We start from the raw sequence: 15,931 nt of genomic DNA on the forward strand, positions 1-15,931 counted from the left end.
CGCAAAGGCGAAGTATCAGCGGCAATGACGCCGAGGCGTCATTGATATTTTATTTTGCGTAATCCTCCTCCTAGCGTTACAATTAGTGATGGTATTCAGGTGCGAAGTTAAAGTCTCTGAAGCATAATGATATAGAGGCGTAATGGAAAGAAAGAGTGGTTAAAAAATGAAGGTTTTATTTATTGGCGATATTGTAGGTTCAATTGGTCGAGATGCGGTGGAAAAATATTTACCTCGCTTAAAAAAGAAATATAATCCAGACGTTGTCATTGCCAATGGTGAAAATGCTGCGGCAGGACGTGGCATTACTCATAATATTTATAATAGCCTGCTACAAATAGGTGTAGATGTAATTACAATGGGTAATCACACATGGGACAATAAAGATATTTTCGATTTTATCGATGATGCGGATTATTTAATTCGTCCTGCTAACTTTTCAAGTGAGGCACCTGGTAAAGGTATGGTGCAAATTTCTAAAAACGGTGTGACATTATCTGTCATTAATTTACATGGTCGTGTATTTTTACCTCCTCATGAGGACCCATTCGCAATGGCAGATAAGCTAATAGAGGAAGCCCGTCAAACGTCACCACTTGTTTTCGTAGATTTTCATGCGGAAGCGACTAGTGAAAAGATTGCCCTTGGCTGGCATTTAGATGGCAAGGCTTCTGCGGTTGTGGGGACACATACACATGTACAAACGGCCGATGCAAGAATTTACCCGAACGGCACAGCCTATATTACGGATGTAGGTATGACAGGTCCATATGATGAGGTTTTAGGCATGACGAAGGATAGTGTCATTTATAAATTCCAAACAAATATGCCATCCCGTTTTGAAGTACCGAAAAAAGGACGAGAGGTTTTAAGTGGTTTCTTTGTAGAGATGGATGATCGAACAGGGAAAGCTACTGCCTGTGAACGCATTTATATAAATGAAGATTATCCGTTTCAAGGATAAATAAGTCGAAGTATGTTGGTTTACGACTCTTTTGCTGTGGATACAGGTTTATTTGTGAAACTAGTCTATTTCCGTTTTGCGGAGCATAAAATGTGCTACGGACAATAACTTGAGGTCCAAAAAGGGGGACATGAGTTGTTGAGCGTAAACACTATTCGCGAAACGGGGAGGAATAATTGTGGATTCATTAAAAGTATCATCACGCTCTAATCCAAATTCAGTTGCAGGTGCATTAGTCGCGGTAATCAGAGAAAAAGGGCAGGCAGAAATGCAAGCAGTTGGGGCAGGTGCACTTAACCAAGCCGTAAAAGCAGTGGCCATTGCACGCGGATTTGTAGCGCCAAGTGGCACAGATTTAATTTGCGCACCGGCGTTTGCCGATATTTTAATTGCTGGTGAAGAACGTACAGCCTTGAAGCTGCTCGTGGAAAAACGTATTCGATAAAAAAGTAATGAACTAAAATGCCTTGTCACATAATAACGTGGCAAGGCATTTTTTCGTTTTCCTGTTTACATATGATACATGTCACTTGAAATAGAGGTGTGATTTTGCTTGGATTTGAAAATTACAACTTTATGAACAGGATTTTCAGTCAAAGGTCTGATTTTCGCCTAAATCGTTGAGAAACAATAGTGCAGAAGGTTTCTTCGTGTTAAACTTATGAAGGAAAAATAATAGTACACATTGGATTTAAGGAGTTGTTGACATGTTACATCAGCTTTCATGGAAAGTCGGTGGGCAACAGGGTGAAGGGATTGAGAGTACAGGTGAAATTTTCTCAATGGCAATGAATCGTCTAGGCTATTTCCTATACGGTTATCGTCACTTCTCTTCTCGAATTAAAGGTGGCCATACGAATAATAAAATTACAGTTCGTCCAACAGAAGTGCGTGCAATTGCGGATGATTTAGATATTTTAGTGGCATTCGATCAGGAAACAATCGATGTCAATTATAAAGAGCTCACAGAAAACGGTGTTATTTTAGCGGATGCAAAATTTGACCCGGTCAAACCAGAAGATTCAAAGGCGCCATTATTTGCTGTTCCATTTACAGAAATAGCAGCAGAGCTTGGTACATCGTTAATGAAAAACATGGTAGCCATCGGAGCAACAGCATCATTGCTTAACCTAGAGGATGCAGTGTTCCAAAATGTTGTTGATGATATTTTTGGGAAAAAGGGCGAAGAGGTCGTTCAAAAAAATATGGAAGCCATTACACGTGGTCGTCAAATTATGAATGAGCTTTTGGGTGAACGTGTAGGCCAATGGGAACTTGCACCTGCAGACGGCAAACGTCGTATGTTTATGATTGGTAACGATGCAGTGGCACTTGGTGCATTAGCTGCTGGGACACGCTTTATGGCAGCATACCCAATTACGCCAGCTTCTGAAATTATGGAATACTTAATTAAGAAGCTACCGAAATTCGGTGGGACAGTTATCCAAACGGAGGATGAGATTGCTGCGGCAACAATGGCAATCGGAGCTAACTTTGGTGGTGTACGTTCCTTTACTGCTTCAGCAGGCCCTGGTCTTTCATTGATGATGGAGGCAATTGGTCTTTCCGGTATGACAGAGCAACCATTAGTAGTAGTAGACACGCAACGTGGAGGCCCTTCAACTGGACTACCAACAAAGCAAGAACAATCGGACTTAATGGCTATGCTTTACGGAACACATGGAGAAATCCCTAAAGTAGTCATTGCGCCTTCAACAATGGAGGAAGCATTTTTTGATACAATCCAAGCATTTAATATTGCAGAGGAATTGCAATTACCAGTTATTTTAATGACAGATTTACAATTGTCTCTAGGGAAACAATCGGTAGAACCGTTTGATTACGATAAAATTGAAATTCGTCGAGGTAAAATTGTGATTGATGACCTTGATGAGGCTGTCGATAAAGCCTACTTCAAACGCTATGAAGATACTGAAGATGGGATTTCACCTCGTGTTTTACCAGGTACATTGCATGGTATTCACCACGTTACAGGTGTTGAACATGATGAAACAGGGAAGCCATCTGAGGCAACGGGCAATCGTCAAACACAAATGGATAAACGCTTCCGTAAATTAGAGAGTTTGAAATTTGATAACCCTGTCTTTGTCAATGCACCACATGAGGAAGCGGATATCTTATTAGTAGGCTTTAACTCAACAAGAGGAGCTATCGAGGAAGTGCAAGAACGACTTAATGCGCAAGGAATGAAAGTGAATCATGCGCATATTCGTTTAATTCACCCATTCCCATCTGCGGAAATGGCACCTCTTGTAGCACAAGCGAAAAAAGTGATCGTTGTAGAAAATAACTATACGGGTCAATTGGCTAATATTATGAAGATGAATATTGGTGGTCACGATAAAATCGCGACAATCACTAAATATAATGGTACGCCATTCTTGCCAGGTGAATTAGAAAATCGTGTGAAGGAGTTGACTCGCTAATGGCAACATTTAAGGATTTTCGTAATACAGTGAAACCAAACTGGTGCCCAGGTTGTGGAGACTTCTCTGTACAAGCAGCTATTCAACGTGCTGCAGCAAATGTCGGAATTGAGCCAAATGAACTTGCTGTGATTTCAGGAATTGGTTGTTCAGGACGTATTTCGGGCTATATTAATTCTTATGGATTCCATGGTATTCATGGTCGTGCACTACCGATTGCACAAGGATTAAAAATGGCCAATCGTGATCTACATGTCATCGCTTCTGGTGGTGATGGTGATGGATTTGCTATCGGTATGGGGCATACAATTCATGCTATCCGTCGTAATATTGATATTACGTATATTGTAATGGATAACCAAATTTATGGTTTAACAAAAGGTCAAACATCGCCACGTTCTGCTGCTGGATTTATTACAAAATCTACACCAGGTGGAGCGATTGAACCATCATTGAAACCATTAGAGGTAGCATTAACAAGTGGTGCAACATTTGTGGCACAAGGCTTCTCTACTGATATTAAAGAGTTAACAGCTTTAATCGAAGCTGGTATCAACCATAAAGGCTTCTCATTTATCAATGTCTTTTCACCTTGTGTAACGTATAACAAAGTGAACACATACGATTGGTTTAAAGAGAATTTAACAAAACTAGCGGATGTAGAAGGCTATGATCACAATGATCGTGGTATGGCAATGCGTACAGTGATGGAGCATGAGGGCTTAGTAACAGGTGTTATTTATCATGATACGGAAACAACATCGTATCAAGAAAAAGTACCTGGCTACTCAGAGCTACCATTAACAGATATCGATATTAAAATGAGCGAAAATGATTTCAATGATTTAGTAAAAGAATTTATGTAAAAATGATAGAATCAAAGCATTTGGAATGAGGACATTCCAAATGCTTTTTTTATGCTTTAGTAAGGAATCGCGAGTAAAAGCCTAGCCACCGCGAGTATTTGATATTGAATCCTTATAAAATCCTTATAATTGTTTTTTATACTAAGGTCATCGAAAGGATGATGACTAATGATGACAGATTTAATATTGAAGATAGAAAATCTTAATAAGTCGTTTAAAGGGCAAAAAATTGTGGATAATGTATCGTTAGAAATCCAACGTAATACAGTCTACGGTTTACTTGGACCAAACGGAGCGGGGAAATCCACAACATTAAAAATGATGACAGGTATGTTACGACCAAATGCCGGAAATATCATTTTTAATGGACATACATGGACACGAAATGATTTACAGGACATCGGCGTGTTAATTGAAACACCTCCCTTGTATGACAATTTAACAGCAACGGAAAATTTACAAGTTCGCACGATAGCGTTAGGTCTACCGCAAAGTCGTATTGAAGAAGTATTAAAAATTGTAGATTTAACGAATACAGGAAAAAAACGGGCGGGGCAGTTTTCCTTAGGTATGAAGCAACGATTAGGTATAGCGATTGCGCTGCTAAACAAGCCAAAGCTGTTAATTTTAGATGAACCTACAAATGGACTGGATCCGATTGGTATACAGGAGCTTCGTCAGCTTATTCGCTCATTTCCAGAGCAAGGCATCACCGTTATTTTATCTAGTCATATTTTGTCTGAGGTGGAACAGGTCGTGGATGACATTGGCATTATTGCTGATGGCAAGCTTGGCTATCAGGGACCGGCACCACAAGGTCAGGAATTAGAATCACTGTTTATGCAGGTTGTAGCTACCAATAGAAAGGTAGGTTACTAGCATGATAGCCATAATGAAAGCGGAAAAATTAAAATGGAAACGAACATTTATTGCCAAACTACTTTGGCTTACGCCCCTTGTGACCTTACTGATAAGTGCCGTGCTGATGGGTGGCGTGTATTTTCAAACAGGTGCTTATAACTGGTGGTATACTATGCTGCTGCCAGGTGCACTGACGATTTGCTGTGCCTTAGTGGTCGAAAAGGATAAAAAAATAAAATACCATAGTATTCTTGCTTTACCACTGGATCTTAAAAAGATTTGGCTAGGAAAAATAGTATCATTAAGCATATGGCTTCTTTTGATTACGATTATTTTCTTTGGGGGAATCACGGCTGGGGGCAGGCTATTCGGTCATAGTTTACCAATAGCGAGCAGTTTACTAAGTACTTTTGTTATTTTCCTGACGTTTTTGTGGCAAATACCTTTATGTCTTTTCCTAGCAGCTAAATTAGGCACCTATTTAACCATCTTACTCAATGTAGTAGCCAATATCTTAGGGATTGTTGCCTTTGCGGATGGGGAACTATGGTATTACTATCCATTTGCAATTGGTGCACGTTTATTATGTTCAACACTTGGCATATTACCAAACGGTCTACCAGTACCACAAGGCAGTCCTTTATTGGATAAAGGCGTTATACTTCCCGGCTTACTGATAGCACTAGCTTGGTTTATGATGATTAGCTTTCTAACTGCGAAGTGGTTCCAAAAAAGGGAGGCGAACTAGCGAATGGACATGTTACGATTATTGAGAGTGGAATGCCTTAAAACAAAACGAACACCTTTTTTGCTGACACATATACTTGTCCCCCTTGCTATTTCTGGGCTATTTCTAGCCTACTACTCCTATTCGCCATGGGATTTTCAAGGAAAAGTAACTGCCTATTTTCAGGGGTTAGCTTGTGGGCTACCGATTATTATAGGATTAGTATGTGCTATGGCATCTGAGCAAGAAGCAAACGCTGGTCGTTTCCAAGGCATGCTAGCTACAACAAACATAAAAATAAAGGCATACATGAGCAAGCTCATCTTATTATTATTGTTTAGCTTTGGAGCCATCTTTCTATCTATAGCTATTTTTAGTTTTGGCTTTAGAGAATTATTACATGAAGTAGATTTGAGCTATTCATTTTATAGTATGGCTGCTTGTATTCTATTCGGCAGTCATGTGATTTTCTATATGTTACATTTATTTGTAAGCCTCCAATTTGGTAAAGGCGCTTCGATTGGTTTAGGTATTGTAGAAGCGCTGTTGGTCGCCTTATTGCTTACAGGCTTAGGGGATCGTATTTGGCCCTTTTTACCTTATGGATGGAGCGGTCATTTTGTTTCATTATGGATTTTAACATCGATGGGAACCGATTTAACATTGCTCAAAACAAGTATTCAAACTGGCATAATGGCGTGCTTAGGGGGTATCCTATTGACTTTTGCGCTGTCTTGTTTATGGTTTTGGAGATGGGAAGGTAGAGCATCTGAAAATTAGAGGGTGAATTATGGCAAATATATTAGTAGTGGATGATGAAGTAGATATTTTAATGTTGATAAAGAATGCACTTTATAAAGATAAACACTTAGTAACCATTGTGTCCGAACCGACAGAAGTAGGAAAGATGGATTTAGGTTCCTTTGATTTAATTTTGCTTGATGTGATGATGCCTATTATGGATGGCTTTACATTATGTGGGCAAATTCGGCATGCTGTAGATTGTCCGATTCTTTTTCTTACAGCTAAATCCTTAGAAGAAGATGTGATGTATGGTTTAGGCTTAGGTGCAGATGATTATTTGATTAAACCATTTGGCATTGGAGAGCTACGGGCAAGGGTGAATGCGCATATCCGACGGGAAAGCAGAGAGAAGCGGAACATCCTTTATAGTGATAAAGTTCATTTTAATCTTTCTGGTAAAGAACTGTTTGTTCAGAATGAGCGCATCCTGCTAACTAAAAGTGAGTATGAAATATGTGAATTTTTAGCACGGCATCGTGGGCAAGTTTTCTCAAAAGAACAGATATACGAATCAATTTTTGGGTTTGATGGCAAAAGTGACAGTACAGCGATAACAGAACATGTCAAAAATATTCGGTCAAAGCTACATGCGTTTGACATAGATGTTATTGATACGGTTTGGGGGATCGGCTATAAATGGAGATGATAAAACCGAGGAAAGGAACACACCTTCATACATTTTTCCTGAGATATTTATTCTTTCTTTGCTTAAGTATCATTTTATTAGGGGCACTATTAATCGGTTTATTTATGTTTGCTTTTTCAGCTACTATTATTTTGCCAGCCAATTATGCTGAAACACAAATCACTTTTGCGAAAGACCGTATTGCTACAAGCAGTGAGGTCACAGATGATATGATTCCTGATCTTGTAGACTACGCAGTGATTTCTAATAAGGGGGAATTTCTTTCTGGTACTTTAACAGAAAAAGAGGCTTCCCATGCATGGCGTTTAAAGCAAAGGGGAGAGACGAAAAGTAATGTTCGATTTTATGCATTTGTTGAGCGAGAACAGGAAGTGTGTATTTTACGCTATGGTTTAGTCCCTGAGTATCGCTCACCTGTTATGAGAAAATATTTACCTAATCCCCAATTAACGGCTTTACTATTGTTTATTATAGGCGTTATCGTACAGGCAACGGTGCTTGCTGTGCATTTCGGCAGAAGACTTAAACGAAAAATGTTGGGCCTACAAGAAGCCATTGAAAAAATCCAACATCAAAATTTAGATTTTCATATAAAACCATCTGGGATTCGAGAAATTGATGATATTGCACTCTCCTTTGAGCAGATGAAGGAGGCATTAAATACTTCATTGACACAACAATGGCAGGCAGAAAGAGCACGCAGAGAACAAATTTCTGCACTTGCTCATGATTTGAAAACACCTCTTACAATTATTAGAGGTAATGCGGAACTTTTATTGGATACTGTTCAAGATGAAGTACAAAAAGAATACAACACTTATATATTAAAAAATACGCTAGAAATTGAAAAATTCACAAAGCAATTAATGGATATATCCAATATGGAGCAAAGTGTTGGTGGTGTAAAAACAACTGTAGAGCTGGCTTCATTTATACAACAGCTAGAACAGCAAATGAAGGCGCTTGCTTTAGAAAAAAATCTTGAAGTTAGTGTAGAAAAGGATAAACTGCCTGATGCCTTTATGATAGAGGAAGAGCTTTTTTATCGAGCTTTATTAAATTTGATCGTTAATGCTATAGAGCACACGCCACATAATAGCAAAGTCACTTTATCTGTTCAGGGAGAGTCCGATATTATTCATTTTACTGTGATGGATAGTGGGGCTGGTTTTTCATCGCAAGATTTAAAGAGAGCCACAAAGCAATTTTATCGGGGAGATCCAAGTAGAAATGCAGCAAATCATCATGGCATGGGGCTTTATATTGCCGAGTCCATCATTCAAAAACATGGTGGAACACTAACGTTGGCTAATGATTCAATAACGGGAGGAGGAAAAGTGATAATCACCATTGCGACGTCTTAATTATAAGATGTCTTTTTTTATTGTTAGCGATCAATCGCGAGTAAAAGTACTGCTACCGTGAGTAAAGACACTGCAATCACGAGTATTCAATGTACAATCGTGAGTAAAAGCACAATTAAAGGTTTCATGTAAAAATTGTAGGGGGTGGTGCGGGCAATGTTCTTTTAAAAAATGCTACAATAAAAGAAAAAAAGAGGCGATGCACGTGAATAACGTCATTGATTTTATTGCAAAGAAAAAGGAACGTGAAGATCGAAAGCGTGCTCAGGATTTAGAGCGTTATGTAGCTACACAGTGTAATTTTCAGCAACCTGAAAATATTGATGCTCTTGTAGATGACAAACTGATTGAAGTGAAGGATCATACGTTGTTTCTGGGCTTTCTATCTATTTTAAAAGATGAGCAAATTGAGCCGCTCACGATTTTTCAAGATGTCTTTACGTTAGAACCTTCTCGTTTTGAGATGTCCTACAATATGAGATGGTGGTCAGTTGTGCAACTGGCGTTTACATTTTTAACAATTTTAAAGGAAAATGAGCCGCATACATATGCAGATTTTTTAGGTCTCTCCAAATAATCTAGGTATGTGTACGTCTGGTAAAGCCAACGTACACATACAAAACTAGATTTCTTCTTCATCTCCTCCATTCAGCTTTACAATGCTCCTTCACTTATTAAGTATTTTCATAGATATTTATAATTTCTCAATAATTTTTACTAAATATTTTTAAGACCTCCATACTTGCTTAATGTTTGTTTTATACCATTAGGGTTGTAAGCAAATAAAAATAAACCAAAACAAATGGAGGGTCCAACACATGGCAATTCAAAAATTGTGGAAAAAAGGTCTAATCGGTGCATTAGCCATTTCCATGTTGGCAGCTTGTTCTGACAGTTCATCTAGTGCAAATGAGGTAAACAAGGATTTATCGCTTGAAGAAATTACAGAAAAAGCAAAGGAAGAGGGCACTGTTAACTCTGTTGGTATGCCAGATACATGGGCGAACTGGGTGGAAACTTGGGAAGAGCTAGGAACCGAATATAGCATCAAACACAAGGATACGGATATGTCGAGTGCTGAGGAATTAGCGAAGTTTGAAGCAGAGAAAGATGATGCGACAGCAGATATTGGGGATGTTGGAATTGCTTTTGGACCAATCGCCAAGGACAAGGGCTTAACATTACCATATAAAACTTCCTACTGGGATGAAATACCGGATTGGGCAAAAGACGATGAAGGAAACTGGATTGTTGGCTATACTGGAACAATTTCATTTTTAACAGATACAAATAATGTAAAGAATGCCCCGACCTCATGGGAGGATCTGAAAAATGGGGATTATACAGTCAGTATTGGAGATGCATTAACAGCTAACCAAGCGCAGTTTGCTATTTTAGCAGCAGCTATGGCCTTTGGTGGAGATGAGTCAAACATCCAGCCGGGCGTTGATTTCTTTGCTGAATTAGCGAAACAAGGTCGTTTACAGGGGGATCCATCAGTAGCAAACTTAGAAAAAGGTGAAATCGATGTAGCGATTTTATGGGATTTTAATGCATTAGGCTATCGTCACCAAATCGATGAGGAGCGCTTCGATGTAGTGATACCAAAGGAAGGATCTGTTACTTCTGGTTATGCAACAATTATTAATAAATATGCCAAAAACCCTCATGCTGCCATGCTAGCACGTGAATACATTCTATCTGACGCTGGTCAAGAAAATTTAGCAAAAGGCTATGCGCGTCCGATTCGAGACAACGTAGAACTTCCACAAGATGTAAAGGATTTATTATTACCAGCAGATATGTATACGAATGCACAGCCAGTAAAAGATCAAAAGAAATGGGAAGAAACAACAAAGCAAATCCCTCAACTCTATCAAGAGCAGGTGTTAATCCATGCAAAATAACAAAGTGGTTCTTATTGTCATCGATGCATTGCGCTTTGATACAGCCTGTACACATATGGGATTCTTGCACCATTTAGTGGAGCGTCAGGTGGCTGCTCGCTATAAGATTTGCGCAGAGGTGCCATCATTATCAAGGCCATTATATGAGACGATTTTAACGGGGACACCCCCCATTGTTCATGGCGTTACTAGCAATATGACGGTACGCTTATCGACGCAGAAAAGTGTCTTTCATGTCGCGAAGGAGCATGGTTTATCCACGGCAGCCTCCGCCTATTATTGGGTGAGTGAGCTTTATAATAGAGCACCATTTAACTATATGGAGGACAGGCTACAGCTTGATACGCAATTACCGATTGACAATGGCTTGTTCTATTTTGAGGATCATTATCCAGATAGTCATGTATTTGCTGATGCAGCTTGGTTAATGGATCAAAAGCAGCCTGATTTCCTTTATATTCATCCTATGAATGTTGATGATGATGGTCACAAATTTACGGCGGATTCTGCACAATACCGCAATCGTGTGTTAGCGATGGATGCTCTGCTCTCATTATTTATTCCAAAGTGTATGGCACAGGGCTATGAGGTAATTGTGACGGCTGACCATGGTATGACAAGTGATGGTAATCATGGTGGAACAACGCATGAGGATCGTCATGTCCCACTGTTTGTCATTTCGGATTCCGTCAAGGCTGGTATAAAAGAAGAGATTATTTCGCAATTACAAATTGCACCACTGTGCTGTCATTTATTAAATATGGAGCCTGCGGATGATATGGAGCCCCTTTTGCTAGAAGGTGTGTATACAGCAAAAGAGGTGTAACTAATAGTAGTCGCTCCTTTTAGGTTGGAGCGACTACTATCCTTCTTGAGCCGCAAGTAATTATAGAAAGAAGTGGTTGTGTTGATATCGAAGCGGCAGTCCATTGCCTGGCTTTCGCCTTTTCTTGTACTACTCTTATTATTTTTCCTAGTGCCTTTACTGTATATGCTTATTACGAGCTTTCAAAATAGTGAGGGCTTTACATTAACGCAATACGAGTCCATTTTTACGAACGACTATATATTGCAAGGCTTTAAAAATAGTATTACATTGTCTGTTGTATCGGCTGTTATTGCATTAGTAGTCACATTGTTCGCTGTTTATGCCATGATGAAGTTGACTGAGCCAGTACGGGAGAAAATTTTAATACTAACGAACTTAACATCCAATTTTTCAGGTATACCGCTAGCATTTGCTTTTATCGTTTTACTTGGTAATAGTGGTCTATTTACATTGTTATTTGAAAAATGGGACATTGATGCTTTGACATCCTTTTCTCTTTATAGCTGGGGTGGTTTATTACTTATTTATATTTACTTCCAGCTGCCATTATCGCTAATGTTGTTATATCCCATTTATGATGGGATTCAGCAACAGTGGAAGGAGGCAGCAGCTTTATTAGGAGCGTCTAGTTGGCAATTTTGGCTGAAGATTGGTTTACCAGTTATGTTACCTGGGATTGTAGGAACGTTTAGTGTGTTATTTGCTAATGCAATGGGAGCGTATGCCTCTGCCTATGCTCTAACAAGCAGTAATTATAATTTAGTGGCCATTCGTATAGGTTCCTTAATAAAAGGTGATATTTTTGCTCAGCCAGAGCTAGCTAGTGCCATTGCTGTTATATTAGCAGTGACAATGGTGACAGCCATGCTAATTAGTGAGTGGAGTATCTCTAAAACAAGGAGGAAAGTAAAATGAAAAAGCGAGGCTTGGCTGATTTCTTTTTCCTCTTGTTAGTGGGGTATTTACTATTGCCAGTATTGGCAACGACGCTTTATGCATTTGCATCGAAATGGAATAAAACAATATTACCAGAAGGACTTACATTAAAATGGCTTGCCACATTGTTTCAGGATACCGATTTTATCCAGGCATTTGGCCGTTCTGTGTTATTAGCAAGTGGTGCGGTTAGTATTGCACTCCTTGTCATTGTGCCAGCCATTTTCGTTATTGTTTTGTATTTTCCTACATACGAAAAATGGATACAGATAGCAGTGGTCATGGTCTATTCTTTCCCTGCAATCATTTTAGCTGTAGGGCTCATTCGAGTGTATAGCCAAATAGGTATACCAATGATATTCGTTGTTCTAGGAGCCTATGTGGTGGGGATTCTTCCTTATATCTATCAAGGAACAAGAAATAGTTTAAGAAATATAGATGCAAGGCAGCTACTTGATGCGGCCCAATTGCTTGGTGCATCAAAAAGGCAGGCTTTCACAAAAATTTTACTGCCTAGCGTTTATCCAGGCTTATTTGCAGGTGCTTTGTTATCATTCTCCGTCTTATTTGGTGAATTTGTTTTGATTAACCTTGTGGTTGGTTCTCGCTTTGAAACAGTTCAAATTTACTTAATGAAAAAGCTTAGCACAAGTGGACATATTGCAAGTGCAGTTGTTTTTATCTATATCGTGCTAATGGGTCTATTAACATTTGTCATTGCCATTGTAACAAAACGATCGAAAGGTGCTACAAATCTATGAGTTATCTTATTATTGAAGGGCTTCATAAAAAATATGGACAAGCAACGGTTTTAAGCAATATTCAGATGAATATCCAAAAGGGTGAATTTATTACATTGTTAGGTCCTAGCGGCTGTGGCAAGAGCACCATTTTGCGCATTGTGGCAGGCTTAACAGATGCATCGTCTGGTAAAATTACAATTGAAGGAAAAGATATGAGTGGCGTACAGCCAAAGGATCGTCAAGTGGGCATGGTCTTTCAATCCTATGCACTCTTTCCTAATATGACTGTGCAAGAAAATGTTGCCTTTGGTTTGCGCATGCAAAAAGTCAATGCGGCAGACATCGAGCAGCGTGTTCAAGAAATGCTAGCCCTCGTTCATCTAAGTGAGAAAGCCAATGCTTACCCGAACGAATTATCGGGGGGGCAACAGCAGCGTGTTGCTCTGGCACGTGCGTTAATCGTCCGTCCTAAAGTGCTGCTATTAGATGAACCCCTTAGTGCACTCGATGCTCAAATTCGCAAGAAGCTACAAGCAGATTTACGAGCTATTCAACGTAAGCTCAATATGACAATGATTTTGGTAACGCACGATCAGGAAGAGGCTATGGCCGTTTCAGACAGAATATTTGTCATGAATAATGGGAGCATTGCTCAAAACGGTACACCAACAGAGATTTATACAAGACCGAATAATGAATTTATTGCAAACTTTATTGGGCATTATAATGTCTTTACACGCGAGACTTTAGAAAACATGCTTGGAGAATCTTTAGTCGAGCAAGCCTCTAAATTTGCCATTCGACCAGAAGCACTGCATCTCAATCAACGAGAAGGAGATATGTGTCTAGTAGGAATCGCTAAACAATCATTAATGAGTGGCAATATTATTCGTACTACATTTGATGGTGAAACGGTGTTTACAATGGAACAACTACATCAACAAGGCTATTCGATTGAAATGGGCAAACCCTATAACTGTTATGTCGCAAAAGAAGATGTGATTGCACTATCATGACGTACGCCAAACTTGAAAGATTTGATTTTATATTAAAGCAATTAGAGAGAGACGGGAAAATCATTGTTGCCAATATTGCCGATGCCCTTCAGGTAGCACCAGAAACAATTCGCCGAGATTTTGATGAATTAGAGCAGCAGCATTTATTATCGAGAGTCCATGGTGGGGCTATTAAATATACGAACGTGCGCAACGAGCCTGTATTTTTACGCAAGCTGCAAATGCAAAAAGAGGCAAAGCGCCAAATTGCTCGTATGGCAGCAAAACGTATTTGTGATGGTGATACCATTGCAATTGATACAGGTACGACAACGGTCCATATGGCCGATTTTTTACTAGCGGTTGATGATATAACGGTTGTAACGAACTCGATTGCAGCAGCAATACAATTTAATTTAGCCATAGAAGAACGACGTATGACAGGCAAGGTCATATTACTAGGAGGCACTGCGAATCCAAAACAATCTTCAGTTGCAGGTGCTATGACTTTAGAGATGCTTGATAATATGAATTTTGATAAGACATTTTTATCGTGCGGTGGCATTAGTGAGGGCATTGTTTATGATTACGATTTGGATGAATCCCTTATTTCTAAGAAGATGCTCAAGCATAGTAAAGTGAGTTATTTATTAGCCGATGCAACCAAAATAAATGGCAAATCATTTTTTCAAATTTGTCATCTTGATGAATGTACAGAAATTCTTTGTGAAAGTACTTGTCCATTAGAATGGCAAGCCTATGAGGAAAAATGGACGGTATGTAATGGAGGGAAAAGCTGATGACAATTGATTATCATGTACATTTAGAAGAGGGACCTTATTCATTTCGCTGGCTAGAGCGTACATCACAGGCACTGGAGTTTTTCCAGCATGAGGATGAGGCGAAAAAAGGCTCCAAGCAACAAATGTCCTGTCAAGTACAGCGGTTAGTACAGCGAGTACAAAAGGGGTGTTATAGTGAGGAATGGTTGGATTTATATCTCGAACAGGCCAAGCAGCTTGGCTTGCGTGAGGTAGGCATTGTTGATCATTTATATCGTTTTCAAGAAACGCGTGCCTATTTCGAACGCTTTATGAGGTTGGATGATAGTGAGATTGGTCAAGTACAGCGCTATTGGCTAGATCGCGTGATGACAGAGAACATAGATGCCTTTGTGTCGACCATTCAGCAGGCGAAGGAAAAATGGCGTCAACATGGCATTACTTTGAGACTGGGTATAGAGGCAGATTATTTTATTGGCGGGGAAGAGCAATTAGCTGCTTTATTAGTTGGTTATCCTTGGGATTATGTGATTGGTTCTGTCCATTTTGTTGACGGCTGGGGCTTTGATAATCCTCAAACACAACATCTTTTTGAGCAAATGGATCAGTCTGCTTTACAACAAAGTTATGAGCAATTTTTTAAGGTTGTCGAGCAAATGATTCATTCCAATATGTTTGATTTTGTTGCACATTTAGATAATTTTAAAGTATTTAATTATCAGGTGGAGAATCATGCTTTTCTTGATGCCTGGTATAAACGGATTGCCCAGGCCCTAACGACAACTCAAACTGCCACTGAAATCAATGCTGGGCTGTATTATCGTTACCCTGTAAAGGAAATGTGCCCAGGCCCTCGTTTTTTACAAACCTTACTTGACCATGGAGTGGCTTTTACTATATCCTCTGATGCGCATTTCCCTGATGATCTAGGTAAATATACAAGTGCTAATACCGAGCTACTAAAAAATCACGGTGTTCAAGCTATTGTTGCTTTTGAGCAGCGAGTCAAAAAAATGATAGCATTAACGTGATGGAAAAAGGTGATGTCAACAGCAGAAAC

Annotated in this window: 17 protein-coding genes; all 17 read left to right on the forward strand. The window is 39.3% G+C overall.

What is annotated here, in order from left to right:
• Positions 1 to 166: 166 nt before the first annotated feature.
• The 17 genes from MKY46_RS05785 to MKY46_RS05865 all read left to right on the forward strand — a co-directional run bounded on the left by MKY46_RS05785 (position 167) and on the right by MKY46_RS05865 (position 15,902).
• Entirely contained in the window at positions 167 to 964 is a 798-nt protein-coding gene (locus MKY46_RS05785; protein WP_058843922.1) for a TIGR00282 family metallophosphoesterase, read from the forward strand.
• Positions 965 to 1,142: 178 nt separating this feature from the next.
• The gene (locus tag MKY46_RS05790) at positions 1,143 to 1,409 is read left to right on the forward strand and encodes a stage V sporulation protein S (RefSeq protein ID WP_004224903.1); all 267 of its coding nucleotides are present in this window, start codon (positions 1,143 to 1,145) and stop codon (positions 1,407 to 1,409) included.
• 262 nt (positions 1,410 to 1,671) lie between these two features.
• Entirely contained in the window at positions 1,672 to 3,411 is a 1,740-nt protein-coding gene (locus MKY46_RS05795) for a 2-oxoacid:acceptor oxidoreductase subunit alpha (protein ID WP_036121251.1), read from the forward strand.
• Positions 3,411 to 4,277 (forward strand): 2-oxoacid:ferredoxin oxidoreductase subunit beta, encoded by an 867-nt coding sequence (locus MKY46_RS05800; protein ID WP_058843921.1) that lies wholly within the window; start codon positions 3,411 to 3,413, stop codon positions 4,275 to 4,277. Before MKY46_RS05795 ends, MKY46_RS05800 begins: the two co-directional genes overlap by 1 nt.
• A gap of 171 nt (positions 4,278 to 4,448) precedes the next feature.
• Positions 4,449 to 5,156 carry a lantibiotic protection ABC transporter ATP-binding protein gene (locus tag MKY46_RS05805; protein ID WP_058843936.1) on the forward strand — a complete coding sequence of 236 codons (708 nt, stop codon included), beginning with the start codon at positions 4,449 to 4,451 and terminating at the stop codon, positions 5,154 to 5,156.
• Position 5,157: 1 nt separating this feature from the next.
• On the forward strand, positions 5,158 to 5,886 hold the full coding sequence (locus tag MKY46_RS05810; protein WP_330493467.1) for a lantibiotic immunity ABC transporter MutE/EpiE family permease subunit: 729 nt from the start codon (positions 5,158 to 5,160) through the stop codon (positions 5,884 to 5,886).
• Between the two features lie 3 nt (positions 5,887 to 5,889).
• On the forward strand, positions 5,890 to 6,645 hold the full coding sequence (locus MKY46_RS05815) for a lantibiotic immunity ABC transporter MutG family permease subunit (protein WP_330493468.1): 756 nt from the start codon (positions 5,890 to 5,892) through the stop codon (positions 6,643 to 6,645).
• Between the two features lie 10 nt (positions 6,646 to 6,655).
• Complete coding sequence (locus tag MKY46_RS05820; RefSeq protein ID WP_036121239.1) at positions 6,656 to 7,315, forward strand: response regulator transcription factor; 660 nt, start codon at positions 6,656 to 6,658, stop codon at positions 7,313 to 7,315.
• On the forward strand, positions 7,306 to 8,679 hold the full coding sequence (locus MKY46_RS05825; RefSeq protein ID WP_330493469.1) for a sensor histidine kinase: 1,374 nt from the start codon (positions 7,306 to 7,308) through the stop codon (positions 8,677 to 8,679). Before MKY46_RS05820 ends, MKY46_RS05825 begins: the two co-directional genes overlap by 10 nt.
• Positions 8,680 to 8,878: 199 nt before the next feature.
• Positions 8,879 to 9,256 (forward strand): 2-oxoglutarate ferredoxin oxidoreductase subunit beta, encoded by a 378-nt coding sequence (locus MKY46_RS05830; RefSeq protein ID WP_230593789.1) that lies wholly within the window; start codon positions 8,879 to 8,881, stop codon positions 9,254 to 9,256.
• Positions 9,257 to 9,497: 241 nt separating this feature from the next.
• Positions 9,498 to 10,586 (forward strand): ABC transporter substrate-binding protein, encoded by a 1,089-nt coding sequence (locus tag MKY46_RS05835; RefSeq protein WP_101966385.1) that lies wholly within the window; start codon positions 9,498 to 9,500, stop codon positions 10,584 to 10,586.
• Entirely contained in the window at positions 10,576 to 11,412 is an 837-nt protein-coding gene (locus MKY46_RS05840) for an alkaline phosphatase family protein (protein ID WP_036121228.1), read from the forward strand. The genes MKY46_RS05835 and MKY46_RS05840 overlap by 11 nt, the downstream gene beginning before the upstream one ends.
• A gap of 72 nt (positions 11,413 to 11,484) precedes the next feature.
• Positions 11,485 to 12,330 (forward strand): ABC transporter permease, encoded by an 846-nt coding sequence (locus tag MKY46_RS05845; RefSeq protein WP_170829782.1) that lies wholly within the window; start codon positions 11,485 to 11,487, stop codon positions 12,328 to 12,330.
• Positions 12,327 to 13,112: an ABC transporter permease gene (locus MKY46_RS05850; protein ID WP_330493470.1), complete on the forward strand. Its 786-nt coding sequence runs from the start codon at positions 12,327 to 12,329 to the stop codon at positions 13,110 to 13,112. Before MKY46_RS05845 ends, MKY46_RS05850 begins: the two co-directional genes overlap by 4 nt.
• On the forward strand, positions 13,109 to 14,110 hold the full coding sequence (locus MKY46_RS05855; protein WP_036121224.1) for an ABC transporter ATP-binding protein: 1,002 nt from the start codon (positions 13,109 to 13,111) through the stop codon (positions 14,108 to 14,110). The genes MKY46_RS05850 and MKY46_RS05855 overlap by 4 nt, the downstream gene beginning before the upstream one ends.
• Entirely contained in the window at positions 14,107 to 14,889 is a 783-nt protein-coding gene (locus MKY46_RS05860) for a DeoR/GlpR family DNA-binding transcription regulator (protein ID WP_036121221.1), read from the forward strand. Before MKY46_RS05855 ends, MKY46_RS05860 begins: the two co-directional genes overlap by 4 nt.
• The gene (locus MKY46_RS05865) at positions 14,889 to 15,902 is read left to right on the forward strand and encodes a histidinol phosphate phosphatase domain-containing protein (protein WP_058843913.1); all 1,014 of its coding nucleotides are present in this window, start codon (positions 14,889 to 14,891) and stop codon (positions 15,900 to 15,902) included. Before MKY46_RS05860 ends, MKY46_RS05865 begins: the two co-directional genes overlap by 1 nt.
• Positions 15,903 to 15,931: the final 29 nt, after the last annotated feature.

Origin of the sequence: Lysinibacillus sp. FSL M8-0355 (assembly GCF_038008985.1) — a bacterium.
GTDB classification, from domain to species: domain Bacteria; phylum Bacillota; class Bacilli; order Bacillales_A; family Planococcaceae; genus Lysinibacillus; species Lysinibacillus fusiformis_D.